The sequence below is a fragment of the Oceanobacillus massiliensis str. N'diop genome, from assembly GCF_000285495.1.
In the GTDB taxonomy this organism is placed as follows: domain Bacteria; phylum Bacillota; class Bacilli; order Bacillales; family Amphibacillaceae; genus Oceanobacillus; species Oceanobacillus massiliensis.
Genome location: NZ_HE610977.1, coordinates 170583 through 195395, shown reverse-complemented (window position 1 = coordinate 195395; position 24813 = coordinate 170583). Strand labels below are relative to the sequence as shown.

The window sequence follows — 24813 nt, the reverse complement described above, 5'->3', positions numbered from 1 at the left end:
TTAGTTCTTTTATTGGTAAAATTGTGCAATACTCTATGTAAGTGCGTTGTTGCTATTCATTTAGTTACTTGCTCAAATGTGAGGGGGAAAAAGCATGGAAGGTCACTTTCTGACTGACCGTGGTCAGGTTAGAAGTCATAACGAAGATTCTGGTGGCATATTTTATAATTCCAATCAGCAGTTGCTAGCTGTTATCGCTGACGGAATGGGAGGACACCAGGCTGGTGATGTTGCCAGTCAGCTGGCAATCGACCTAGTAAGGGATAAGTGGCTGCCGCAGACCGGTATCAGTTCACCTGAAAAGATTGAAACATGGTTATCGAATACGGTGTCGGAGGTAAACCATTCGATATATGAATATTCACTGAAAAATAAAGAATGTGAAGGTATGGGGACTACGATTGTAATCGCAATATGCTTGGAGGAATTTGTTACCATTGCCCATGTCGGCGACAGCCGGTGCTATATTTTGAATGAGAACGGTTTTAAACAAATAACAAATGATCATTCGCTGGTCAATGAACTGGTCAGATCAGGACAAATTTCAGAAGATGATGCAGAACAGCATCCAAGGAAAAATGTTTTATTAAAGGCGATGGGCACGGAAACCAACGTGTCTGAAGATATATTGACAGTAGAATGGGAAGCGGGTGACAGGCTGCTTCTATGTTCTGATGGTCTGTCCAATAAGTTGAACGATGAAGACTTGGCAGCATTTATCCGGGAAGCCAAAGACTTGGGAGATATTGGTTCAGAAATGATTGAACTTGCCAATGAACGGGGCGGGGAAGATAATATTTCACTTATTTTGGTACAGCATGATTCATCACTGAAAGCAGGTGAGAACGAATGATAAGTGGTCACCTCTTAAATGAACGATATAAAATCAAGGAAAAGATAGGCGGAGGCGGAATGGCCAATGTTTATCTGGCAAGGGATATCATTCTGGATCGGGATGTCGCCGTAAAGGCTTTGCGGACGGAATACATCCATGACCAGGAATTTATTGCCCGATTCGACAGAGAAGCACAGTCTGCAACAAGCCTTTCACATCCGAATATCGTAAATATTTATGATGTTGGCGAGGAAGAGCATCTACTATACATGGTAATGGAATATGTGGATGGAATGACACTGAAAGAATACATACAGCAGTATGGCCCAATCGAAGTACAGGAATCTCTCGATATCATGAAACAGATTTCGTCAGCCATTGCCCATGCCCATGCAAATGAAATTGTGCATCGGGATATCAAACCGCAAAATATTTTAATTAACAGCTTTGGTCAAGTGAAGGTTACCGATTTCGGGATTGCGATAGCATTAAGTGCGACATCATTGACCCAGACTAATTCGATCCTTGGATCTGTTCATTATCTATCACCAGAGCAGGCAAGGGGTGGAACGGCTACTAAAAAGTCAGATATCTACTCCATGGGTATCGTGCTCTTTGAATTGCTGACAGGGCGTTTGCCTTTTTCTGGACAATCCCCTGTCTCCATTGCGTTAAAACACCTGCAAAGCAATACGCCATCGGTACGGAGATTCAATCAGGACATCCCGCAGAGTGTGGAGAATATTGTACTTAAGGCAACTGCCAAGGACCCCTTTCATCGTTATGACAGTATTTATGCACTGGAAGAAGCGATCGAACAAGCATTGGATCCTGCTAATCTTAATGCAGTACCTTTTTCGCCGCCAATCGAAGCAGGTGAAGAAACAAAAGCGATTCCTATCATCACGGATCATCAGTTAGAGGAAGACATGGAACAGGCGACATTGGTTCATCAAACGAATGATGGGACGAAAAACTATCCGGAAGAAAACCTGGTGAAAACACAGAAACAGGGCAAGCAGAAAAAGAAAGTAGATAAGCAGCTCAAAAAGAAAAAGAAGCCTGTTAAAGAAAAAAAGGGCAAGAAAAAATGGCTAATTGGTTTGCTGATTCTATTGCTATTGCTTGCTGGTGGTGCGGCTGCCTACTACTTTGCCCAGCCAAAGGATATTTCCATTCCCGATGTTGTCGAGATGGAAGCTGATGAGGCTACGGAACTACTGGAATCGCAGAGGCTTGTTGTCGAGCAGGAAGATGTTTTTTCGGAGGAGATCGAGGAAGGGTTTGTCGTCAGTTCTGATCCCCGTGCCGGAAGGACTGCCAAAGAGGGTTCCACTGTTACACTTTATGTCAGTCAGGGCAAAGAAAAGGTCGCCTTTGATGACTATGTGGGACGTGATATTGGACAAGTTGAGAGACTGCTCGAAACCGCAGGATATACGGACATTAAAATCTATGAAGAATTTTCGGACCAGCCCGCTGGTGAGATTATCAATCAGATTCAACCTGTACCAGGCACGGAAGTAATACCAAGTGATGAAAGAGTCATCTTTGAAGTTAGTAAGGGACCGGAACTGATCAGTCTGAACAATCTTACCGGAATGACACGGGAAGAAGCAAAAGATTATCTGGACAGTAAAAATCTGGTGATGAATGTAAGTGAGAGGAATTCTGAAACGGTGCCTGCAGGAGAAGTTATCAGTCAGGATCCAAAGACTGGTACGGAGCTTGAGGAAGGTTCAACGGTCAATGTATATATATCCATTGGTCCTGAGGAGAAACCGCCGCGTTCCCATTCCGTAACATATCTTGTTCCATATAACCCTGAACCAGCTTCTGATGAGGAAAGTGAATCAGAAGAAGCAGACGGGGAGGAAGCAGCAGAGCCTGCTGAACAGATAATTCGTATCTATATTGGTGATACAAATAATAATATAACGGATGTTTATAAGGAACAGACCATTACAGAAGATACGGAAGTTGAATTTACACTGACAATTTCACCTGGAAATGTAGGTGAATACAAAATAACGAGAGATGAAGAAATCGTTGTAGATAAAACAGTAACCTATGAAGGTGAAGAGGGTGACTAAATGGCAGAAGGCAGAATTGTAAAAGCTTTAAGCGGGTTTTACTATGTTAAATCAGGGGATAAAATTTACTCCTGTAAAGGGAGAGGGGTTTTTCGAAACAGAAAAATCACGCCGCTTGTGGGAGATTTTGTCCAGTTCGAGGAGAGTAATCCCGGTGAAGGTTACATCATGGAAATAGCAGAAAGGGAAAACGAACTTATCCGGCCGCCAATAGCGAATATCAATCAAGCCATTATTGTCAGCTCTGCTGTTTCTCCTGATTTTAGCACCGTTTTGCTGGATCGTTTTCTCGTATTGATTGAATCAAAACATATTCAACCATTAATATTTATTACTAAAATTGATTTAATTTCTGAGGAAGAACGAAGGCAGATTGAAGAATTTAAGGGGATTTATGAAAATATTGGCTATACCGTGGAGCTGCTATCATCGAAAGAACCAGATAGCCTGCCGGACCTCGAGGAGTACTTTGCGGATAAGGTATCCGTATTTGCCGGCCAATCAGGTGTGGGTAAATCTTCGCTGCTAAATGTCCTAAAACCATCTCTGCTGCTAAAGACAGCAGAGATATCCAAAAGTTTAGGAAGAGGAAAGCATACGACAAGACATGTGGAACTCATGCAGATCAATAGGGGACTTGTTGCAGATACACCTGGCTTCAGTATTCTTGACTTTAGTGAAATCGAAGCAGAAGAACTGACCGATTGTTTTCCGGAGATGCGGGATAGAAGAGAGCAATGTAAATTCCGCGGATGTATGCATCATAAAGAACCTAAATGTGCAGTGAAGGAAGCAGTGGAAAAAGAGGAAATCCCACAATTCCGCTATGATCATTATCTAAGCTTCCTCGAAGAGATCCAATCAAGAAAGCCGAGGTATTAAACAATGACAAAAATCGCACCATCAATATTATCTGCTGATTTCGCAAAGCTGGGTGAAGAGATAAGGGAAGTAGAAATTGGAGGAGCCGATTACATTCATGTTGATGTAATGGATGGCCATTTTGTACCGAATATCACAATCGGACCACTGATAGTAGAAGCGATCAAACCAAAAACGGCACTACCGCTCGACGTCCATCTCATGATTGAAAATCCGGATGCCTATATTCCTGAATTCGCAAAAGCTGGAGCATCGATCATTACGGTTCATCAGGAGACATGCCGCCATCTGCACCGGACGATTCAACTGATCAAGGCAAGTGGATCAAAGGCTGGTGTTGTAGTCAATCCAGCGACATCGGTTGAGCTGATAAAGCCCATTTTATCTGAAATCGATCTCGTCTTGATCATGACAGTAAATCCAGGTTTCGGCGGGCAATCATTTATCCATAAAACGATTGAAAAGATTGAACAGGTCAACATTTGGCGTCAAGAACTCAACCTTGAATTTGAAATCGAAGTAGATGGCGGTGTCAATACGACAACCGCAAAACTATGTACGGATGCAGGTGCAGACGTACTCGTCGCGGGAAGCGCCGTTTTCAACCAGCGTGATCGTAAACAAGCTATACAAGATATTCTGCAGGCTTCAAAGGGGCTCAATTAATGCTTTCAGTGGGAATTATCGGCAATGGTCCGGATGCCTTGCTGCCAGAACTGTCTCACTATAAGGATAAGGTTGATATATGGATTGGTGCCGATCGAGGGGCATATGTATTGGCTGCAAACAAAATTCCAATAGATTATGCGGTTGGGGATTTTGACTCCATAACAGCAGCTGAGAAAGCGGCCATCATCCAGCATGCAATATCCATCGAAGAGTTTCCATCCGAAAAAGATGAAACAGATTTGGAAATCGCCCTAAACAAGGCTTTCATGCTTCATCCCGAACGCATTTATTTATTCGGGGTTACAGGTGGAAGATTGGACCATGAATTGATTAATATTCAGCTACTTTACTTAATAGAGGATAAAGGGATTCATGGATACATTGTAGATAAAACCAACCAACTGGAGATGATTTCGCCGGGCAGCTATACGATTCTAAGAGATGAAATGTATCCGTATATTTCATTTATCCCATATACAAAAACGGTGGAGGGCATCCATTTAACAGGTTTTTACTACCCTCTCACCGAAGCGGATATATCATGGGGATCTACTCTTTGCATCTCAAACAAGCTTCTTTCAAAAAGTGGTACTTTTTCTTTTGAAAAAGGCATACTATTACTAGTAAAGAGTTGTGATGCGATTCAGGCATAAGTTTGAATTGTAGAACAGGAGGGGTCCCAGCTTATGAAATTTTATACTATTAAACTTCCAAGATTTGTCGGTGGATTTGTAAAGATTGTGATTGGGATGTTCAAGAAAGAAAAATAATCAAGGAGCAGGCTTTTGTCGAATTGGTTTGGCAGAAGCTTTCTCTTTATTGTTTTACTAGTATGGTTGTTTTTACGCTCCGCAGCTGATCCATACGGCGTCACAGAGTGAAAGGTTTCTGAATAGAATATTGGACGCAATTGCAGAGCAGCAGTTTGAATGTGTGTAAGATTTCATTATCGCTAGTATACAATCTGAAGCTAAGAGTAAATAAGGCAAATAAAAAACACCGAATGCATGCATTTGGTGTTTTTTAGCTTATCAACTAATGTAAATTTCGTATATTATACGCGCTCTACTTTACCTGATTTCAAGGCACGTGCAGAAACATAAACTTTTTTAGGTTTTCCGTCTACCATAATACGTACTTTTTGTACATTAGCTTTCCAATTACGCTTGTTGGAATTCATAGCGTGAGAACGTTGGTTTCCACTGCGAGTTTGACGTCCAGTTACAACACATTTTCTAGCCATGCTATCCCTCCTTACTCTATCATGTGTCATTATTACTTATACAATTTATCACAAGTAAGCGGATATTGCAATTAATCTTTTTCTTTATTGGAGGAAACGGTACCGTCAGAAAGTGTATTTCTGAAGGTTATAAACATATATGGGTATATTAATGATGGCGATTCAGACGGTAATTCAGGAAACTGATTCAAATATTCAGGCTTTTATTACACTGCAGGAAATAAAGAAATAATACTTGACAGATAAACCAATATCGTCCATTGTTATAGAGGGAATTTTTTCTGTTATTATTTTTACTATTATTAAGACTGTTTTCTCAAAAATTGTTGTTTTACATAATATATAAACTGTGAGGCAACAGCAACGGCCGATTAACGCGGCGGACGCTATCAGCTTCCTCGGAATCAAAACCGGCTTCCGGCGAAGACGCTAAGACCCCACTTGATGGACCTGTGTCTTCCAGTATCGCATTCGAAGCAGGTTCGTAGGTGCAAAGGAACAAAGAAGTAAATACAAGTCGTGCCCTGGCGCAGTGCTTGCCCGCGGAAAACGCAGTGTATTACCGGCGTGAAGATAAAGCACCAATCCTAGTTATATCGCAGTTTCTTTCAAACGTATTGTGTGGAAACAACAATACATACGAAAAGAGCTATTACTAAATATTAGTAGTTGCTTTTAAATATATACAGGCTATAGTATAATTTGCTTATATTCTGTTCAAATGTTTAAGAGAAATTGAGGAATTACAGGACATTCGGAAGTATTTTATAGAAGCTGAATTCGAGAAATTCTTGTAGTTATTTAAGGAGGATTATTATGTCCATTGAACTTAATACGAATGATGGTCAGGTAACCATTACAAATGAAGTTATTGCTACCATTGCAGGTGGAACAGCAGTGGAATGTTATGGTATTGTAGGAATGGCATCTAAAAGCCAGATAAAAGACGGAATCGCTGAAATGCTGAGAAAAGAAAACTATTCTCGAGGAATCGTTGTACGTCAGGAAAATGACAAACTGCATATTGATATGTATATTATTGTAAGCTATGGCACAAAGATTTCTGAGGTGGCCAATAACGTGCAGTCACAAGTCAAATATACATTGAGTCAATCATTAGGTTTATCAATTGACTCCGTAAACATATATATTCAAGGAGTCCGTGTAGCAAAAGATTAATTGCTGCAGTTTGGAGGAGGAAACACAGTGACGGTTGAAAAGCTAGATGGCGTTACATTTTCACAAATGGTACTCTCCGGAGCACATCATTTATCGAATAACGCCAAAAAAATTGATGCATTAAATGTATTCCCGGTACCCGATGGAGATACCGGTACAAATATGAATCTTTCCATGACTTCAGGAGCGAATGAAGTTAAAAAACTTACAAGTGATAGCGTATCTGAAGTAGCCAATGCTTTTGCAAAAGGGTTATTGATGGGTGCCAGAGGTAACTCCGGTGTAATATTGTCCCAGATTTTCCGTGGATTTGCAAAAGGAATGGAAAAGAAGCAGGATCTGAACGTAGCCGACTTGGCGATTGCCTTTGATGCTGGAGTATCAACGGCCTATAAAGCAGTCATGAAGCCTGTTGAGGGTACAATTCTTACTGTGGCCAAGGATGCTGCCAAGAAGGCGGTCAGTGAATCAGAAAAAGAGAGTGACATAATTGTCTTCATGGAAAAGGTTTTGGCAGAGGCGAAAGCTTCCTTAAAACGCACCCCTGAATTACTGCCGGTGTTGAAGGAAGTAGGTGTAGTGGATTCGGGTGGTCAAGGTCTTGTAACCATTTATGAAGGGTTTTTGGCTGCTTTAAAGGGTGAAGAACTTCCAGAAGATACCACTGAAGTGAAGATGGAAGAAATGGTTAACGCAGAACATCATAAAGTAACGCAGGACTTTATGGATACTTCAGATATTGTATTCGGTTACTGTACTGAATTCATGGTGAAATTTGAAGAGGATAAACTGGCGGAAAATCCTTTCAGTGAAGAAGATTTCCGCAATGAATTAAGTGAACTCGGTGATTCTCTGTTAGTTGTTTCGGATGAAGAAATCGTTAAAGTACATGTGCATTCGGAGACACCTGGTACATGCTTGACGCTAGGTCAGCGCTTCGGAAGCTTAATCAATATGAAAATTGAGAATATGCGCGAGCAGCATACTGCGCTTGTTGGGGAGCAGCCGAAAAAAGCGGTGCCAAACGAAATGGCAGAGTATGGAATTGTTACAGTAGCAATGGGCAGTGGATTGAAGGCATTGTTTGAAAGTCTTGGGGCCTCCGTGGTTATCGAAGGTGGACAGACAATGAATCCTAGTACACAGGACATTACTGACGCAATCAAAAAAGCGAATGCCAAGAACATTCTTATTTTACCTAATAACAAGAACATATTGATGGCGGCAGATCAGGCGGCAGAACTTGCGGAAGAAACGGTAGCAGTAGTACCGACCAAGACCATTCCACAGGGAATCAGTGCCATGCTTTCCTTCCACCCTGAATCCGATATTGATGAAAACAGGGAAGTGATGGATGAAGCCCGCAAGCAAGTGAAAACGGGTCAGATTACCTATGCTGTCAGAGATACGCAAATTGACGGAATAACCATTGAAAATGGAAACTTTATGGGTATTGATGAAGGGAAAATCGTCGCAACCCATAAGGACAAATCAGAGGCTGTCAAACTATTGCTGGAAAAGCTAATCACAGAAGATGATGAAATCCTGACTATTTTATATGGTGAAGATGTAGAGGACGCCGAGCTGAAAGAGCTTGTCACCTTTATAGAAGAAACGTATCAAGATGTGGAAATCGAAATCCATCATGGTAATCAGCCTATTTATTCCTACATTTTTTCAGTGGAATAAGGATTCTGAACATATAAAGCCGAGAGAGCTATTAGGATAGCTCTCTCGGCTTTTTTGGCTCTGTATTTCCTTCGGGCTGATTTCCATTCAGATTTCTTAAAATTATTTATAAAGTGCCGCTGCGGAAAGAGACTGTCCGACATGATTTGAAGCAAAAAGGATGTATTTACTATATTCGTGGTACCGTTGAATAAAAATTTATTCTTGGATAAATCTGGCCGGTGAAAAAACGAAAACTGTGAAACCGTTCTGTTTTTCAATCGTATGAAGAATAGAAGCTGTTTTTATAAATGGTGTTTGTTGATGAAGGACAATAGAAGGATACATTTTATGCAGTTGTTCGTTAGGGATAAAGCAGGGAGTTGAAGGTAATGTCGAATTCTCGGAAAAGGCCTAAAATTAAAATATTGAAAACGGGCAGTGAATGGATCTGGGATATTATCGGATATTCATTTTATTTTGGCTCGTTAATTTTTTTAGTCTACAATTGGAATGAACTTCCAAACGAAGTTCCGGCACATTATAATGCTTTAGGTGAGATAGATCGCTGGGGTTCAAAAATGGAGCTTTTTATATTGCCGATAATAGGTGCATTTATAGCATTGTTAATGCAATTATTTGAAAGGTTTCCGGAATTGCATAATTATCCAGAACGATTAAATGAAGAGAATGCTAAAGAGTTCTACTTGATAAGCCGAAAAATAGTAAATCAATCAAAAAATATTTGTCTAATTATCTTTGCTCTGATCTTAATTGAATCCGTTTCAATTGCATTAGGTTTAGGGAACGGATTTGGAGGATGGTTTTTGCCAATTGTATTATTAAGTACCTTTATCCCGATTGTGTTGGGAATAATAAAACAGACAAAGATCAGATAAAGCGGAATAAAAAATCACCTCCAGTAATGGAGGTGATTTTTTGTACAAATTCTTAAATTCCTATGATTTTCATAATAAAACTGAATGAAAATAACAGTGATATTGCCAGTAATGGTTTGGATAGTTCATATTGTTTACCTAAAGCCGCTTTGACGATTGGATATGCGATGAAACCAAATGCCATACCGTCACCAATACTGTATGTGAATGGGATCATAACAATAATGAGCATGGCTGGTAAGCTTTCCGACAAATTATTCAATGGCAAATGCCGGATATTTTGAGCCATCAGAAAGCCTACAATAATCAATATCGGACTGATGGCAGAATTCGGAACGATTGAAATCCACGGAATAATAAAGATGGTAGCCAGGAACAATATTCCTGCTGTGATTGCCGCTCTGCCTGTTTTGCCACCTGATGCAATAACCGCTGCATTTTCTGCTCCTGAAACGGTTGGCGAAGTGCCGAAGAGTCCGGAAGCCAGGGCAGATAGGGCCGTAATCCGATAGCCCTTTGTATAACTGTCATTCCGGTCGAGCATTTGCAGCTGGCCGCTAAGAATTCCCATATTCTCGAAAATAAGAATTAATGCTAGAGGGAATACCGCCAGCCAGAATGAAAGCTCTCCTATAGCAGTAAACGATGGTACGAACAGAAGCTCGCTGACATTTACTGAAACAGGTTCCATTTCCGTTTTAGGAAGACCGAAAAGTACTGCCAATAATGTTCCTGAAATCATGGTAATCAAGAAATTTGCCGGAATATTTTTCACAAACAGGAAAATCGCAATGAACAATGTCAAAAGGCTGACGATAACAGTCGATGAAGTGAAGTCACCGATAGCAACAATCGTTGTATCTCCGCTAATAACAAGGCCGCTTTTTTCCAGTCCGATCAATATTAGGAAAAAACCGAGTCCTACGGTAATTCCATGCTTCAATGATTCCGGGATTGCATTTTTTAAAATGACGCCATGTTTACTGAAGGCGGTAAACAGGAAGATCAGTCCAGCGACGAAAACGACTGCCAGCCCTTCCTGAAATGTAAATCCGTTATTTCCGATTATGGAATAGGCAAAGAGTGCATTTATGCCCATTCCGGGAATCAAAATCAAAGGAAGTTTTCCAAAGAGTCCCATCATCATGGTTCCTGTAAAACTCGCCATGATTGTAGCGATCATTCCGGTTTCAAGTGAAATTCCTGCTTCACTCAAAATCGATCCATTGACAACGACAATATAAACAGTCGTAAAATAGCCGATCACTCCAGCAATTATTTCATTTCTTAATAGCCCTGGCACTTTACTGCCTGGTTTATTCATAATAAATTCCTCATATGTCTTACATTCCCTCTCCCACCCGATTATATAGAAGCAGTGTTTTTTCGGAAAAATTATCCGCATTAGAAATAACGAGCTGAAAGTTATTCGGAACATACACTAATTCTATAATCCACAAATGATTATTATAGTCTTTTTTGTTATACTTTACAATAGAGCAAAATCTATACGGTTAGGAATAGGCGGTGAATAGGAATGAAATTTAATTCAGTATTTGATATTATTGGCCCTGTAATGGTGGGACCATCGAGTTCCCATACTGCCGGGGCGGCCCGCATCGGAAAGGCAGCCCGAAATTTATTTGGAAGACAGCCGAAATGGGCAAGGATTCACTTATATGAATCCTTTGCGAAAACATATAAAGGACATGGTACAGATTTTGCGTTGGCAGGAGGATTGCTGGGTTTTGAAACTGACGATTTGCGAATGAGCAAAGCCTTGGACATCGCTAAGAAGAATGATTTGGAAATCACTTTTATTGAAGCCAGTGCTTCTGCAGTCCATCCAAATACTGTGCGTCTTACAATAGGTGATGACACAGAACAAATGGAACTTGTTGGAATCTCGATTGGTGGAGGAAAAGTAGAAATTACAGAATTGAACGGGTTTGAACTTCGTTTATCCGGCAATCATCCAGCAATTTTGATTATGCATAACGATCGTTTCGGTGCTATTGCATCCATTACAAAGGTGTTGGCAAAACACGAAATCAATATTGGGCATATGGAAGTAAATAGGAAAGATATTGGTAAAGAAGCATTGATGGTCATTGAAGTGGATCAGAATGTTGATGATGCCATTTTAGAAGAGCTGGAAGAAGCTGACCATATCATACAGATATCAAAAATTGTCAGCTGATCGGGGAGAGGAGTTTTAAGATGTTCAGAACAGTCGCCGAATTGGTTGAAATAGCTGAAAGAGACAATATATTAATTTCCGAGGTTATGATACGTCAGGAAATGGATGTTAAAGAAAAAAGCCGTGAAGAAGTTTTTGCGGAAATGGAAAAGAACCTTAATGTAATGGAACGAGCGATTGATGATGCGCTTAAAGGCGTCCAGTCGGTAACAGGTCTTACTGGCGGTGATGCTGTACGCATTCAGAAATATATGAAGGAAAAAACGCCGCTTTCAGGAAATCTTATGCTTGATGCAGTAAGCAAAGCGATGGGGACAAATGAAGTGAATGCTGCGATGGGTCTTATTTGTGCAACTCCTACTGCTGGAAGCGCCGGATGTGTGCCTGGTACATTATTTGCGGTAAAAGAGCAGCTTAATCCGACACGTGAACAAATGATCCGTTATCTCTTTACAGCGGGGGCTTTTGGATTTGTTGTTGCCAACAATGCCTTTATTTCCGGAGCGGCAGGGGGCTGTCAGGCCGAAGTAGGGTCTGCCGGGGCAATGGCGGCTGCGGCAATCGTTGAAATGGCGGGCGGCACCCCACAGCAATCATCGGAGGCATTTGCCATGACATTGAAGAATATGCTTGGTCTTGTTTGTGATCCTGTGGCAGGACTTGTGGAAGTACCCTGTGTCAAAAGGAATGCAGCCGGATCATCACTGGCAATTGTTTCTGCCGACCTGGCTCTCGCAGGTGTAACAAGCAGAATTCCATGTGATGAAGTGATCGGAGCAATGTACCGCATAGGAAAACAAATGCCTTCCAGTCTGCGTGAGACGGGTGAAGGCGGTTTGGCGGATACACCAACCGGCAGATTACTTAAGGAAAAAATATTTGGAATGACTATGTAGAAAGAGTGATTTGCTGTGCTTAGTGAACCAGTAACACAATTAAAAGGTGTTGGAGAAAAAGCTGCAGAGGATTTGGCGTCGCTAAACATTCATACGATAGCCGATTTACTCGATTATTTCCCATACCGTTACGATGTATATGAGATTAGACCGCTTAGTGAATTGATACATGAAGATAAGGTGACGATTGAAGGGCGGGTGGTTCATGACCCCACCCTTACTTTTTATGGAAGAAAAAAGTCCCGACTGAACTTCACGATTGAAGTAGAAGGTGTGGCTGTTAAGGCTGTCATGTTCAACAGGGCCTTCGCCAAAAAACAGATACAGGCAGATCAGATGATAACACTGATCGGAAAATGGGATGCCCATAGACTTCAAATAACTGTCAGCAGCTATAAACTTGGTGCTGCAGAAGATCAGGAAAAGATAAACCCCGTCTATTCTCTAAAAGGCGATCTCACCAACATAAAATTAAAGAAAATGATAAAGGCGGCATTAACGGATTACGGATCGCAAATCATTGAATTGCTGCCTGACCGATACCTTGAAGCATATAAAATTCCAAATCGCAAAGATGCGGTGTTTACGATGCATCTACCGAAAGAGAGAATGTCCCTGAAGCATGCCCGACGCAGATTTACATACGAAGAATTTTTGATATTCCAGCTGAAAATGCAGCTTCTCCGAAAAATAAAACGGGAATCCACACAGGGGAATTCCCAGCATTATGATTCAAATAAAATCGAGGAATTCATAAATGAATTTCCTTTTTCGCTGACCAATGCGCAAAAAAAATCACTTGATCAGATATTGACAGACTTGAAATCTCCTTACCGGATGAATCGTCTGCTGCAGGGGGATGTCGGCTCAGGTAAAACTGCTGTCGCAGCAATTGGCCTGTATGCATCGATTACTGCCGGAAAGCAGGGAGCATTAATGGTGCCAACCGAAATCCTTGCTGAACAGCATTATCAGTCACTTACTGAATTATTCGGGGATAGGGCAAGGGTTGTTCTGCTGACCGGTTCTGTTAAAGGGAAGAAAAGAAAGCAGATAGTAGCCGCTGTCCAAGCCCATGAAGCGGATATTGTCGTAGGTACGCATGCGCTTATCCAGGATGAAGTCATCTTTAGTGACCTGGGTTTTGCAATTGTCGATGAACAGCACCGGTTCGGTGTCGAACAGAGAAGGACACTGCGGGATAAAGGGCTGAACCCCGATGTGCTATTTATGACAGCAACACCAATACCAAGGACGCTCGCCATAACTGCTTTTGGGGATATGGACGTCTCGGTCATTGATGAAATGCCTCTCGGAAGGAAAGAAATCGAAACGCTTTGGGCGAAGGAAAATACATTCGAAAGGATATTGGACTTTATCGAAAAACGCGTTTCTAAAGGAGAACAGGCATATGTCATCAGTCCTTTGATTGAGGAATCTGACAAACTGGATATCCAGAACGCTGTTGATTTGTTCCAGCAGCTCCAGGACTATTTCCCTCCTGAGGTTAAAGTCGGTTTAATGCATGGGAGGCTTCCGTCGATCGAAAAGGAGGAAGTGATGAAGCGGTTTGCTGCAAACGAGTTGCAGGTGCTTGTTTCCACTACAGTTGTAGAGGTGGGGGTAAACGTGCCAAATGCGACCGTAATGGTGATTTATGATGCCGAGCGGTTTGGTTTATCACAGCTCCATCAGCTGAGGGGAAGGGTCGGCAGAGGAGAGAAGCAAAGCTATTGTATTCTAATTGCCGAACCCAAAGGCGAAGTAGGCAAAGAGCGGATGCGGATTATGACTGAAACAACAAATGGCTTCGAATTATCGGAGCAGGATCTAAAGCTCCGCGGGCCGGGAGATTTCTTTGGCAAAAAGCAAAGTGGTGTTCCAGAGTTCAAGGTGGCTGACATGATTCATGATTACCGGGCACTCGAAACAGCGAGGAGCGATGCCCAGGAAATCATTGAGAACAGTCTCTTGGAAAATGACGAGCAATTTTACCGATTACGGCAATATTTGGAGCAGGAGTTTTCCTTTGCCGATAAGTTGGATTAGGGTTAACTTGCATAATTAAAGATGGTATTATATATTACTATTAGTACCAAGTCATAAAATTGTTGAGAATGAAAAGACGGATGGTGCCTTTATGAAAAAAACCAAAACTGAGCGTCAACGACTGTTAAAAGAAAAAATAGATCTTACCCCTTTCATTACAGATGAACAGCTTGCGAAAGATTTCGATGTAAGCATTCAGACGATACGGCTCGACCGAATGGAACTCGCAATACCTGAATTGAGAGAACGCATTAAATACGTTGCTACCAATCAATGGAATGAAACCGTAAAGGCATTGCCGCTTGATGAAGTCATTGGTGAAATCATTGATTTGGAACTGGACAAGCGGGCAATTTTCGATTATGGATATTACACAAGAACTGGTTTTTTCCAGAAATAAAATCGCCAGGGGCCATCATTTATTTGCGCAGGCAAATTCTTTGGCTGTTGCAGTTATCAATGATGAACTTGCGCTCACTGCAAAATCAGAAGTTAAATTTACACGACAGGTTATTGAAGGTGAACGGGTTATAGCAAAGGCCATCGTCGAAGGTCAGGATGAGAAAGGCCGAACCGTTGTACATGTCAATAGTTTTGTAGATAATGAGACGGTATTTACTGGATTATTCTATATGTATCAATCAAATGAGAATAAAGGGGAAAATTAGAATGAGACTGGCAATCGATGCCATGGGAGGCGACAATGCACCAAAGGAAATAGTTCGCGGTGCAATGGATGCAGTGTCAGAGGTCAATAATCTGACGATCACTCTATTTGGCGATGAAAATAAAATCAAACCATTACTTACAAATGCTAAAAACATATCAGTTGTTCATACGGATGAAGTCATCACAAGCGATGATGAACCGGTCAGAGCCGTTAGACGCAAAAAAAACGCTTCACTCGTATTAATGGCTAAGGAAGTGAAAGAAGGGCGTGCAGATGCTTGTATCTCTGCTGGAAATACGGGTGCGTTAATGAGTGCCGGATTATTTGTAATTGGCAGGATACCGGGAATAGACCGTCCAGCCCTAAGTCCCACACTTCCGACAGTTGACGGAAAAGGATTTCTCATGCTTGATGTCGGCGCAAACGTTGATGCTAAGCCAATTCATCTGCTCCAATATGCAATCATGGGCTCCATTTATTCTGAAAAGGTGCGGAACATAAAGAATCCGACTGTCGGGCTTTTGAATGTCGGTACAGAAGATGGTAAAGGGAATGATCTTTCCAAAAAAGCTTTCGAACTGCTGAAAAATGCCCCAATCAACTTTGTTGGCAATGTTGAAGCACGGGATATCCTCAGCGGTGCCGCCGATGTCGTTGTTACAGATGGATTCAGTGGGAATGTAGCACTAAAAACGATTGAGGGTACTGCACAAACGGTATTTACATTATTGAAAGAGACGTTTATGTCAACTGCAAAAACCAAAATTGCAGCAGGACTTTTGAAAAATGATTTAAAAGGGCTGAAAAACAAACTGGATTACTCGGAGTATGGTGGTGCAGGCCTTTTCGGACTTGCTGCTCCAGTTATCAAAGCACATGGTTCATCGAACAGCAGGGCCATTTTAAGTGCGATTAAACAGGCAAACCATATGGTTGAAAACGATGTGACAAATACGATCAAAACGACCGTTGAATCGATTGAATCAGATAAGGAGTGAGATTATGAAACGTGTAGCTTTTATGTTTCCCGGTCAAGGTTCACAAGCCGTTGGGATGGGGAAGGAATTTCATGATGAATACCCGATGGTTAAGGAGCTTTTCCAAAAAGCGAATGATGTATTGGGTAAGGATATAAGGGGAATTATGTTTGATGGGCCTGCAGAAGCGTTAACCGAAACGGAGAATGCCCAGCCTTCCCTGCTTTTAACAAGTATTGCCATACATAAATTATTGCAGCAGGAAAACGTGGAACCTGTTATGACTGTTGGACACAGTCTCGGCGAATACAGCGCCCTAGTGGCAGCAGGGGCTTTAACCGTGGAAGATGCATTGCCGCTTGTTGCTGTACGCGGGAAATTGATGGAAGATGCCTTTCCAAAAGGCCAGGGTACCATGGCAGCTGTGCTTGGATTAAATGAGAAAGAAATCTCCGAAGCACTACAGGAAATTACCGAGGAAGTAGTGGACCTTGCCAATTTGAATTGCCCTGGTCAAATTGTCATCTCTGGTTCCAAGGAAGGGATTGAGAAGGCTGCAGCTTTATTAAAAGATAAAGGTGCCAAGCGCGTCCTGCCATTGAATGTGAGCGGACCATTCCATTCAAGGCTGATGAAACCTGCCAATGAAGAGTTTGCGGCCTATTTGGATAAAACACCGATTCAGGATGCAACGATTCCGGTTTATGCCAATGTGTCAGCAGAAGCGGTTACATCAAGTGTAGAGATTAAAGATCTGTTGCTTAAGCAGCTTTATTCTCCCGTCCGCTTTGAAGAGTCAATCAATCAGATGATTAACGAAGGCATCGATGCATTTGTAGAGGTAGGCAACGGGAAGGTTCTGTCTGGATTATTACGAAAGATAGACAAAAAGGTACCTGCATTTGCCGTACAGGATATCAAATCCATGCAAGAATTCATTTCATGGTACAGGGAGGATTCATAATGCTGAAAGGGAAAAATGCACTTATTACAGGAGCATCACGCGGAATTGGAAGAGCAATTGCGATTGAACTCGCCAAACAAGGTGCAAATGTTGCGGTAAATTATGCGGGCAGTGAAGCGAAGGCACAGGCGGTTGTTGAAGAAATAGAGAAGCTGGGTGTTAAGGCATTCAAAGTTCAAGCCGATGTCGCAAACGAAGCAAATGTAAAAGATATGGTAAAACAGGTTATTTCTGAATTTGGAAGCCTCGATATTTTAGTGAACAATGCAGGCATAACAAGGGACAATCTCCTCATGCGTATGAAAGAAGCTGAGTTTGATGCGGTCATTAATACTAATCTTAAAGGTGTCTTCATTTGTACAAAGGCAGTTACGAGACAAATGATGAAACAAAGAGCAGGAAGAATCATTAATGTTGCATCAATCGTTGGAGTCAGTGGAAATCCTGGACAGGCAAATTATGTTGCTGCAAAGGCTGGAGTGATTGGATTGACCAAAACAGCCGCAAAAGAACTTGCGTCACGCAATATTCTGGTTAATGCGGTCGCGCCAGGATTTATTTCAACTGAGATGACAGATGAACTAAGCGAAGAACAAAAAGAAGCAACACTGGGCTTAATTCCTCTAGCTAAGCTCGGAAAACCTGAAGACGTAGCAAGAGTGGTCCGTTTTCTGGCGACAGAGGATGCCGGCTACATAACGGGTCAAACGATTCATGTCGACGGCGGAATGGTAATGTAGGGCAAAAAAACAGTGGAAATCCGTTAGGGCTTAAACTCTGGTGGCTTTTCGCTTCTCGTCAAGTGCAGTTAGCTCTGCTGCTGTTCTTGCTAGAAATTTGGAAGGAAATCTTCTATACTACTTGAAGGGAGGTGAAGTATGATGGCAGATGTATTTGATCGTGTAAAAGCTATTATCGTTGATCGTCTTGATGTTGAAGAATCTAAAATTACAATGGAAGCGTCTTTTAAGGATGACCTGGAAGCAGATTCATTGGATGTAGTGGAACTTGTAATGGAATTAGAGGATGAGTTTGACATGGAAATCGCTGACGAAGATGCTGAATCAATAAATACAGTTGGTGATGCTGTGAATTACATAAACAGCAAAGCTTAAATATTCAATGGAGAGTCCCGTTTATGCGGGGCTTTCGCTATATATTGCAAGTGGAGGTGACAGCTATGAATGTAGATCAATTAGAAAATGAACTAAATATCAAGTTTCATGATCACAGCCTGATTAAGCAGGCATTTACACATTCATCGTATGTGAATGAGCATCGGAAAACCGTATTTTCGGACAACGAACGCTTGGAATTTCTTGGTGATGCAGTACTTGAATTAGGTGTTTCCCAATACCTGTTTCGGAAGAATCAAGATATGCCAGAAGGTGAAATGACTAAGTTGCGCGCAGCGATTGTATGTGAGCCTTCATTAATGAACTTTGCGGTAGAATTGAACTTCGGAGAATTTCTTCTGCTTGGAAAAGGGGAAGAAATGACTGGCGGAAGGGAAAGACCAGCAATACTGGCAGACGTGTTTGAAGCGTTTCTTGGTGCACTTTATCTAGACCAGGGGTTTGATGAAGCATTACGGTTCTTAAAGGAACATGTTTTTCCGAAAATCAATACTGGTGCTTTTTCGCATGCGATGGATTATAAAAGCCAACTGCAGGAACTGATACAACAGAATAAAAATCAAACCATAGAATATAAAATTGTAGAAGAAAAAGGACCTTCACATAACAGAGAATTTGTCGCACATGCTGTCATTAAAGGAAACAAAGCAGGTGAAGGTACCGGAAGAACAAAGAAAGAAGCAGAGCAGCGTGCTGCCAAATACGCACTCGATCATTATAAAATGTAAGCCCTTAGAATAGAGCAGGGGAAAAAGCGAGAAAATCAGGAGCAGCGCGGAATAACCGGGAAAAACGCGGAAAACCCGGGAAAAGCGCGGAATAATCGAGAAAAGCGCGGAATAATCCAGGAAACCGCGGAATAATCGGGGAAAGCGCGGAATAACCCGGGAGCAGCGCGGAATAATCGAGAAAAGCGCGGAATAATCCAGGAAAGCGCGGAAAAAACCGGGAAAGCGCGGAAAAAACCGGGAAAGCGCGGAATAATCGAGAAAAGCGCGGAAAAAACCGGGAGAAGCGCGGAAAAAACCGGGAAAGCGCGGAATAATCGAGAAAAGCGCGGAATAATCGGGAAAACCGCGGAATCCCGAGAAAAGCGCGGAAAACCCGCCCCCCCGTGCGCACCTCCCGACCGCACCCGCCGTACCTGACTCCGCGGTTCTGTTACAAACTAGTCTCCTATTCCAACCATATATCCACCGTCTTGCCCCGCCCAGGTCCAACCAGTTAACCGGTTCAACGCAGGCCACACAAAATAATAGGTACCAACTAGTTGTGCTCCATAGTGGCGGTCTTGGCTGGAGCTACTTTGCTGGTACCTGTACTAAATACTAATTTGTGTGGGGAAAATCCCATTTTTAGCGAAACCTTCGTAACGGGGAACCGTACTCCACCGCAAATTGCTTCCTGTCTTGCCTGTTAACATAATTCTTACTTTCGTATTGTCGCCAGTTCCTGAATAAACGCTTGTGTTTCCGAAGCGCTGAGCTGCCCTTTTTGGACAACCATATCATACATGAATTTTAAATCTTCATATTTGTTCAGGTCATAGTCTTCCGGATCCATAATGGAACGATTAACAACGTTTAATCGTTCTGCCAATTCATGAAGCAATAGTTTCATATTTTCTTCATTTGCTTTTTCCAAACTCATAATTCTCACCCCTATTTCTCCAGAACATTGCAATACATAGTGTTTGAATACGTTCTGCTCTTCTTTTGTGACATACTTTATGATAAAATAAATAAGTTAAAATGCCAAATTTTTTTAGAATATAAATGATAAGGAACACATAGAAAAGGTTTCTTTTTTATAGTAGGAGAATGAATATGTATTTAAAAAGATTGGAAAGCGTGGGCTTCAAATCATTTGCTGAGCGAATCAATGTTGAATTCGTACCTGGGGTTACAGCTGTTGTCGGACCAAACGGAAGCGGGAAGAGTAACATCACAGATGCAATCCGCTGGGTGCTTGGTGAACAATCGGCTAAATCATTACGGGGCTCTAAAATGGAAGATATCATATTCCAGGGCAGTGATACGAGGAAAGCGCAAAACATTGCCGAAGTAACATTGGTGCTTGATAATCATGATAAGCGAGTACCGCTTGATTATGATGAAGTTAGTGTTACGCGGAGAGTATACCGTTCAGGTGATAGTGAATTTTATATTAATAAGCAATCCTGCCGGCTGAAAGACATAATTGATCTTTTCATGGATTCCGGTCTGGGCCGGGAAGCCTTTTCCATTATCAGCCAAGGAAAGGTTGAGGAAATTTTAAGCTCAAAGGCGGAAGAGAGAAGAACAATTTTTGAAGAAGCTGCAGGTGTGTTGAAGTATAAACAGAGGAAAAAGAAAGCCGAGTATAAACTGGCTGAGACACAAGAAAACCTAAACAGGGTTGAAGATATCATCCATGAGATAGAGCAGCAGATAAACCCATTGAAGGAGCAGGCCGAGACGGCGAAGAAATATTCGGAATTGAAGGACACACTAAAGGAAAAGGAAATCTCCTTTCTGATAACTGAAATAGAGCAGCTTCACAGTGAATGGCAGCAGATCCTGCAAAATATTGAGAGGGAAAAATCTGCCGATATTAAGCTTCAGGATTCCATTCAGCAAAAAGAGGCGGAATTAGACAAGCAAAAGCAGACAATGCAGCGTGTGGACGAGGAGATTGAACAGCTTCAGGCAAATCTTTTAATGGCAACAGAGCAGCTTGAAAAATATGAAGGCAGAAAGCAGCTGCTGGATGAGCGATCCAAGCATGTTGGGGAAAATAAAGATAAACTTGAACTACAGAAGAAAGAGACGGCAGGACGTATCGATGCGTTACAGAAGCTGGTAGAAAAGGAAAAAAAGCAGCTTGCTGAATTGCAGCAGGAAAGACAGAAGACGAAGGAAAAGGCAAATACCTTGGATTCTCAGCTCAATATGAGCAAAGAGAGTATTTCGGAACAGATTGAAGATCTGAAATCAGATTTCATTGAATTGCTTAATAAGCAGGCTGCAAAGCGTAATGAAAAACAATCCATAGGACAGCAATTACTGCAAATAAGCGGGAAGAAGGATAAACAGTCCGAAAAGTTCCAAGACCTTCTGTCATTAAGGAAACAGCTGACAGAAAATAAGAATCATGTGGAAGAAGCCTATAAAGAAAAAGAAAGGCTTTTTAAGGAGAAAGAAAATCAGCTGAAGAAAATCAAAAATGATTTGCAAGCAGAACGGCGTCATTTCGAGGATTCACAAAGCAAACTCTATAAAGGCTATCAATATATCGAAAAGCTAAAATCGAAAAAGGAAATGCTCGAAGAAATGAAAGAAGATTTCCAGGGCTTTTTCCACGGGGTTAAAGCGATTCTGAAAGCCCGTGAAGAGAAGCGTCTTGAAAATATTTATGGTGCAGTCATTGAATTGATTGAAGTTCCCAAAGATTACATTACGGCGATAGAAACGGTTCTTGGAGGGCAGGCACAGCATATCGTTGTGAACAATGACAAGGCTGCCAGAAATGCGATTGCCTGGTTGAAGAAAACAAATAACGGCAGGGCAACGTTTTTACCGCTTGAATCCATTCAGGAACGGTTTATCAGCAAGGATATGCTGCAGAAAATTGAAGGACATCCAGGCTTTCACGGGATTGCCGCCGAACTTGTGAAAGCAGATCCGTACTATCAAAGGGCGGTCAATCATTTAATGGGGCATGTCATCATTGCTCAGACCTTAAAGGATGCCAATGAAATTGCCGCAATTGTAAACAGGAGATTTCGTGTTGTCACGCTTGAGGGAGATGTTGTTAACCCAGGAGGGGCAATGTCAGGAGGAGCTCAGAAAAAGAGCAATCAGTCCCTGTTTACAAGAGAAAAAGATCTGCAGGAAATGACCGAACGATTCAATGAGTTTCAGACAAAGGCGTTACAATTTGAAGCGGTTGTAAAAGCGTCCAAGAATAAGGTGAAAGATCTCGAGACCAAGCAACTATCGGAGGAAAATGAAATTGCCGTTGTTCAAAATGAGCTGCAGGCATTACATTCTGACTTTAAGCAGGTAGAGATACGATTATCATCGATAAATGATAATCTCTCCATCTATGATTTGGATAAGCAGCAATTTATCCAGGACAGTCAGGATCTTTCTACCCGTGATGAGCGGCTGTCAAATGAATTGGCAGCGTTAAAAGAACAATTGGCATCGATACAGAAAGAAATCGATATCCTTACAAATCAGGAAGAGAAATTTAAAGAAAACAAGGAAATGCTCCAACGGGACTTGCATAAATATCAAATAACATTCGCAGAGCAGGAAGAAAGAGTGAAAAGCCAGCGGGAGAAAACGACCACAGCTGAATCACAATTGGCAAGCCTGCAGGCACAATATGATAAATACTGTAAGGAATTAAACAACTTGGCTGAATTGGAAGATTCCGAAGAGACAGAGACTGAAATCGATCAGATGATTCAGTCGGCAAAGGCAGACAAGGAGTCATCCTCCCTATCGATTCAGCAGAGGCGGGATCAACGGACAGAATTGACCAAGCATATGCAAGATATGGAGGTCAAACTGAAAGAGGATAATACAAGTCATCAGCAGCTTCTGCAGAGCATCCAGCAAAAAGAAGTAAAAGCGAATCGTCTGGATGTTGAGCTGGAAAATCGCTTGAATCATCTGCAGACAGAATATACAATCACTTATGAAAAGGCGCGGCAGGACTATAGCAAGGTGGATAGCATCGAGGATGCGAAATCGATGGTAAAGCAGCTGAAATTGAGCATAGAGCGCCTCGGAACGGTCAATTTAGGGGCGATAGAAGAATATGAACGTGTTTCAGAACGATATACTTTCCTTACAGAACAACGGGACGATCTCGTAGAAGCCAAAGGAACACTCTTTACGGTAATCGCGGAAATGGATGAGGAAATGAAGAGTCGTTTTGATACAACGTTTACTAAAATTAAAGATGAATTTGCTGTTGTGTTCACACAATTATTTGGTGGTGGACATGCTGAGCTGAAATTAACGGATCCGAAGCGACTTCTTGATACCGGTGTTGATATTATCGCCCAGCCTCCAGGCAAGAAGCTCCAGCATCTAGGTCTGCTTTCTGGTGGAGAACGGGCGCTTACGGCCATTGCATTGCTCTTTGCCATTTTAAGGGTCCGCCCTGTACCTTTCTGTATTTTGGATGAGGTGGAAGCGGCACTGGATGAGGCCAATGTTGCCAGATTTGCAAAGTATGTTAAGTTATACAGTGAAAACACGCAATTTATTGTAATTACTCACCGAAAAGGGACGATGGAGGAAGCCGATGTCCTTTATGGCGTTACGATGCAGGAATCAGGAGTATCCAGGCTTGTTTCCGTAAGGCTCGAGGATACGAAAGAATTAATAAAATCCTAGGAGGAATAGATATAATGGGCTTCATGGATAAATTGAAAAATAGATTCAAACAAAATGAAGAAACAGAAGAAGTTTCCAAAAAATATCAGGAAGGGATGAAGAAAACCCGCAATTCATTTTCGGGCAAACTGAACGACCTGATTGCCCGGTATCGAAAAGTGGATGAAGATTTTTTTGAGGAACTGGAAGAAGTTCTGATCACCGCTGACGTTGGTGTAACGACAGTGATGGATTTGGTTGAAGAACTGAAGATGGAAGTGAAACGTCAGAACATCAAGGATACGAACGGAATTAAGGACGTCATATCCGAAAAATTAGTGGAAATCTATTATGGCGATGATGAACCTCTAATTGAGAAATTAAATATTAAGGAAAAAGAGCTTTCCGTTATCTTGGTTGTTGGCGTGAATGGTGTTGGAAAGACGACAAGCATCGGTAAGCTGGCACATCAATTGAAACAGCAGGGAAAAAACGTCGTATTGGCGGCTGGGGATACATTCCGTGCAGGTGCAATTGAGCAGCTTGAAATCTGGGGAGAAAGAGCTGGTGTGACGGTTATTAAGCAAAGTGCAGGAAGTGACCCTGCTGCCGTTATATTCGACGGAATACAGGCGGCGAAATCACGAAATGCAGATGTCCTGATCTGTGATACTGCAGGCAGACTGCAGAACAAGGTTAACTTGATGAATGAGCTTGCCAAAGTAAAACGTGTTATTGAAAGAGAGGTTCCTGCTGCGCCACATGAAGTCCTGCTAGTTCTCGATGCGACTACCGGCCAAAATGCCCTCAGTCAGGCAAAAACCTTTTCTGAGGCAACCGATGTTACAGGTATTGTGCTGACGAAACTTGATGGTACAGCTAAAGGCGGCATTGTACTTGCCATACGGAATGAATTAAAAATTCCGGTGAAATATGTAGGCCTAGGTGAACAGGTGGAGGATTTACAGGAGTTTGATGCAAATGCATTTGTTTATGGACTTTTTGCGAATATAGCTGTAGAAGAATAAGAGGTAAAACCTTGACAGTAATTCAATGCATTCGCTATGATATTGTAAAGGTG

23 protein-coding genes and 1 pseudogene are annotated in these 24813 nt (G+C 41.9%); 20 read left to right on the top strand and 4 right to left on the bottom strand.

What is annotated here, in order from left to right; genetic code table 11:
- Nucleotides 1-94 precede the first annotated feature (94 nt).
- From OMHG_RS06585 to spoVM, 6 genes are read left to right on the top strand one after another with little or no spacing between them, the layout of a single operon-like run.
- Nucleotides 95-853 (top strand): Stp1/IreP family PP2C-type Ser/Thr phosphatase, encoded by a 759-nt coding sequence (locus tag OMHG_RS06585; RefSeq protein WP_010649398.1) that lies wholly within the window; start codon nt 95-97, stop codon nt 851-853.
- Complete coding sequence (gene pknB, locus OMHG_RS06580; protein WP_010649397.1) at nt 850-2928, top strand: Stk1 family PASTA domain-containing Ser/Thr kinase; 2079 nt, start codon at nt 850-852, stop codon at nt 2926-2928. The genes OMHG_RS06585 and pknB overlap by 4 nt, the downstream gene beginning before the upstream one ends.
- Nucleotides 2929-3810, top strand: coding sequence for a ribosome small subunit-dependent GTPase A (rsgA, locus tag OMHG_RS06575; protein ID WP_010649396.1), 882 nt, complete (start codon nt 2929-2931; stop codon nt 3808-3810). It abuts the gene before it with no gap.
- Nucleotides 3811-3813: 3 nt separating this feature from the next.
- Nucleotides 3814-4476: a ribulose-phosphate 3-epimerase gene (gene rpe, locus OMHG_RS06570; protein WP_010649395.1), complete on the top strand. Its 663-nt coding sequence runs from the start codon at nt 3814-3816 to the stop codon at nt 4474-4476.
- A complete protein-coding gene (locus OMHG_RS06565) occupies nt 4476-5132 on the top strand; it encodes a thiamine diphosphokinase (protein WP_010649394.1) in 657 nt (218 codons plus the stop codon). The genes rpe and OMHG_RS06565 overlap by 1 nt, the downstream gene beginning before the upstream one ends.
- Nucleotides 5133-5165: 33 nt before the next feature.
- Nucleotides 5166-5249, top strand: a complete 84-nt coding sequence (gene spoVM / locus OMHG_RS06560; RefSeq protein ID WP_010649391.1) for a stage V sporulation protein SpoVM — start codon at nt 5166-5168, stop codon at nt 5247-5249.
- A 284-nt stretch (nt 5250-5533) separates the two neighbouring features.
- Here spoVM and rpmB read toward each other — a convergent pair whose 3' ends face one another.
- Nucleotides 5534-5722 (bottom strand): 50S ribosomal protein L28, encoded by a 189-nt coding sequence (gene rpmB, locus OMHG_RS06555; RefSeq protein WP_010649390.1) that lies wholly within the window; start codon nt 5720-5722, stop codon nt 5534-5536.
- Between the two features lie 816 nt (nt 5723-6538).
- Between rpmB and OMHG_RS06550 the strand changes: the two genes are divergently transcribed.
- The 3 genes from OMHG_RS06550 (at nt 6539) to OMHG_RS06540 (ending at nt 9468) form a co-directional block, all read left to right on the top strand.
- The gene (locus tag OMHG_RS06550) at nt 6539-6901 is read left to right on the top strand and encodes an Asp23/Gls24 family envelope stress response protein (protein ID WP_010649389.1); all 363 of its coding nucleotides are present in this window, start codon (nt 6539-6541) and stop codon (nt 6899-6901) included.
- 27 nt (nt 6902-6928) lie between these two features.
- Nucleotides 6929-8590 (top strand): DAK2 domain-containing protein, encoded by a 1662-nt coding sequence (locus tag OMHG_RS06545; protein WP_010649388.1) that lies wholly within the window; start codon nt 6929-6931, stop codon nt 8588-8590.
- Between the two features lie 371 nt (nt 8591-8961).
- The gene (locus OMHG_RS06540; RefSeq protein WP_010649387.1) at nt 8962-9468 is read left to right on the top strand and encodes a DUF1648 domain-containing protein; all 507 of its coding nucleotides are present in this window, start codon (nt 8962-8964) and stop codon (nt 9466-9468) included.
- 52 nt (nt 9469-9520) lie between these two features.
- Here the strand turns inward: OMHG_RS06540 and OMHG_RS06535 are convergent, their stop codons facing one another.
- Nucleotides 9521-10792, bottom strand: a complete 1272-nt coding sequence (locus OMHG_RS06535; protein WP_010649385.1) for an NCS2 family permease — start codon at nt 10790-10792, stop codon at nt 9521-9523.
- Nucleotides 10793-11005: 213 nt separating this feature from the next.
- Here OMHG_RS06535 and sdaAB point away from each other — a divergent pair, with 213 nt between their 5' ends.
- The 9 genes and pseudogenes from sdaAB to rnc all read left to right on the top strand — a co-directional run bounded on the left by sdaAB (nt 11006) and on the right by rnc (nt 19088).
- Nucleotides 11006-11668 carry an L-serine ammonia-lyase, iron-sulfur-dependent subunit beta gene (sdaAB, locus tag OMHG_RS06530; RefSeq protein ID WP_010649384.1) on the top strand — a complete coding sequence of 221 codons (663 nt, stop codon included), beginning with the start codon at nt 11006-11008 and terminating at the stop codon, nt 11666-11668.
- Nucleotides 11669-11688: 20 nt separating this feature from the next.
- Nucleotides 11689-12564: an L-serine ammonia-lyase, iron-sulfur-dependent, subunit alpha gene (sdaAA, locus tag OMHG_RS06525; RefSeq protein WP_010649383.1), complete on the top strand. Its 876-nt coding sequence runs from the start codon at nt 11689-11691 to the stop codon at nt 12562-12564.
- A gap of 15 nt (nt 12565-12579) precedes the next feature.
- On the top strand, nt 12580-14613 hold the full coding sequence (gene recG / locus OMHG_RS06520) for an ATP-dependent DNA helicase RecG (protein ID WP_010649382.1): 2034 nt from the start codon (nt 12580-12582) through the stop codon (nt 14611-14613).
- A gap of 91 nt (nt 14614-14704) precedes the next feature.
- Nucleotides 14705-15281, top strand: a pseudogene (fapR, locus tag OMHG_RS06515) (transcription factor FapR).
- A gap of 1 nt (nt 15282) precedes the next feature.
- The gene (gene plsX / locus OMHG_RS06510) at nt 15283-16281 is read left to right on the top strand and encodes a phosphate acyltransferase PlsX (protein WP_010649381.1); all 999 of its coding nucleotides are present in this window, start codon (nt 15283-15285) and stop codon (nt 16279-16281) included.
- A 4-nt stretch (nt 16282-16285) separates the two neighbouring features.
- Nucleotides 16286-17224: an ACP S-malonyltransferase gene (gene fabD / locus OMHG_RS06505; protein WP_010649380.1), complete on the top strand. Its 939-nt coding sequence runs from the start codon at nt 16286-16288 to the stop codon at nt 17222-17224.
- Nucleotides 17224-17964 carry a 3-oxoacyl-[acyl-carrier-protein] reductase gene (gene fabG / locus OMHG_RS06500; RefSeq protein ID WP_010649378.1) on the top strand — a complete coding sequence of 247 codons (741 nt, stop codon included), beginning with the start codon at nt 17224-17226 and terminating at the stop codon, nt 17962-17964. The genes fabD and fabG overlap by 1 nt, the downstream gene beginning before the upstream one ends.
- 141 nt (nt 17965-18105) lie before the next feature.
- Nucleotides 18106-18339 (top strand): acyl carrier protein, encoded by a 234-nt coding sequence (gene acpP / locus OMHG_RS06495; protein WP_010649376.1) that lies wholly within the window; start codon nt 18106-18108, stop codon nt 18337-18339.
- Nucleotides 18340-18404: 65 nt separating this feature from the next.
- Nucleotides 18405-19088, top strand: a complete 684-nt coding sequence (rnc, locus tag OMHG_RS06490) for a ribonuclease III (protein ID WP_010649374.1) — start codon at nt 18405-18407, stop codon at nt 19086-19088.
- 4 nt (nt 19089-19092) lie between these two features.
- On the opposite strand, the gene OMHG_RS18265 is transcribed toward rnc, so the two are convergent.
- Both OMHG_RS18265 and OMHG_RS06485 read right to left on the bottom strand, forming a co-directional pair.
- A complete protein-coding gene (locus OMHG_RS18265; protein WP_147629025.1) occupies nt 19093-19482 on the bottom strand; it encodes a hypothetical protein in 390 nt (129 codons plus the stop codon).
- A 306-nt stretch (nt 19483-19788) separates the two neighbouring features.
- Entirely contained in the window at nt 19789-20010 is a 222-nt protein-coding gene (locus OMHG_RS06485) for a DUF1128 domain-containing protein (RefSeq protein ID WP_010649372.1), read from the bottom strand.
- Between the two features lie 176 nt (nt 20011-20186).
- Between OMHG_RS06485 and smc the strand changes: the two genes are divergently transcribed.
- Together smc and ftsY are read left to right on the top strand one after the other, a co-directional pair.
- Nucleotides 20187-23753 (top strand): chromosome segregation protein SMC, encoded by a 3567-nt coding sequence (gene smc, locus OMHG_RS06480; RefSeq protein ID WP_010649370.1) that lies wholly within the window; start codon nt 20187-20189, stop codon nt 23751-23753.
- Between the two features lie 14 nt (nt 23754-23767).
- Nucleotides 23768-24760 carry a signal recognition particle-docking protein FtsY gene (gene ftsY / locus OMHG_RS06475; RefSeq protein ID WP_010649369.1) on the top strand — a complete coding sequence of 331 codons (993 nt, stop codon included), beginning with the start codon at nt 23768-23770 and terminating at the stop codon, nt 24758-24760.
- Nucleotides 24761-24813 lie beyond the last annotated feature (53 nt).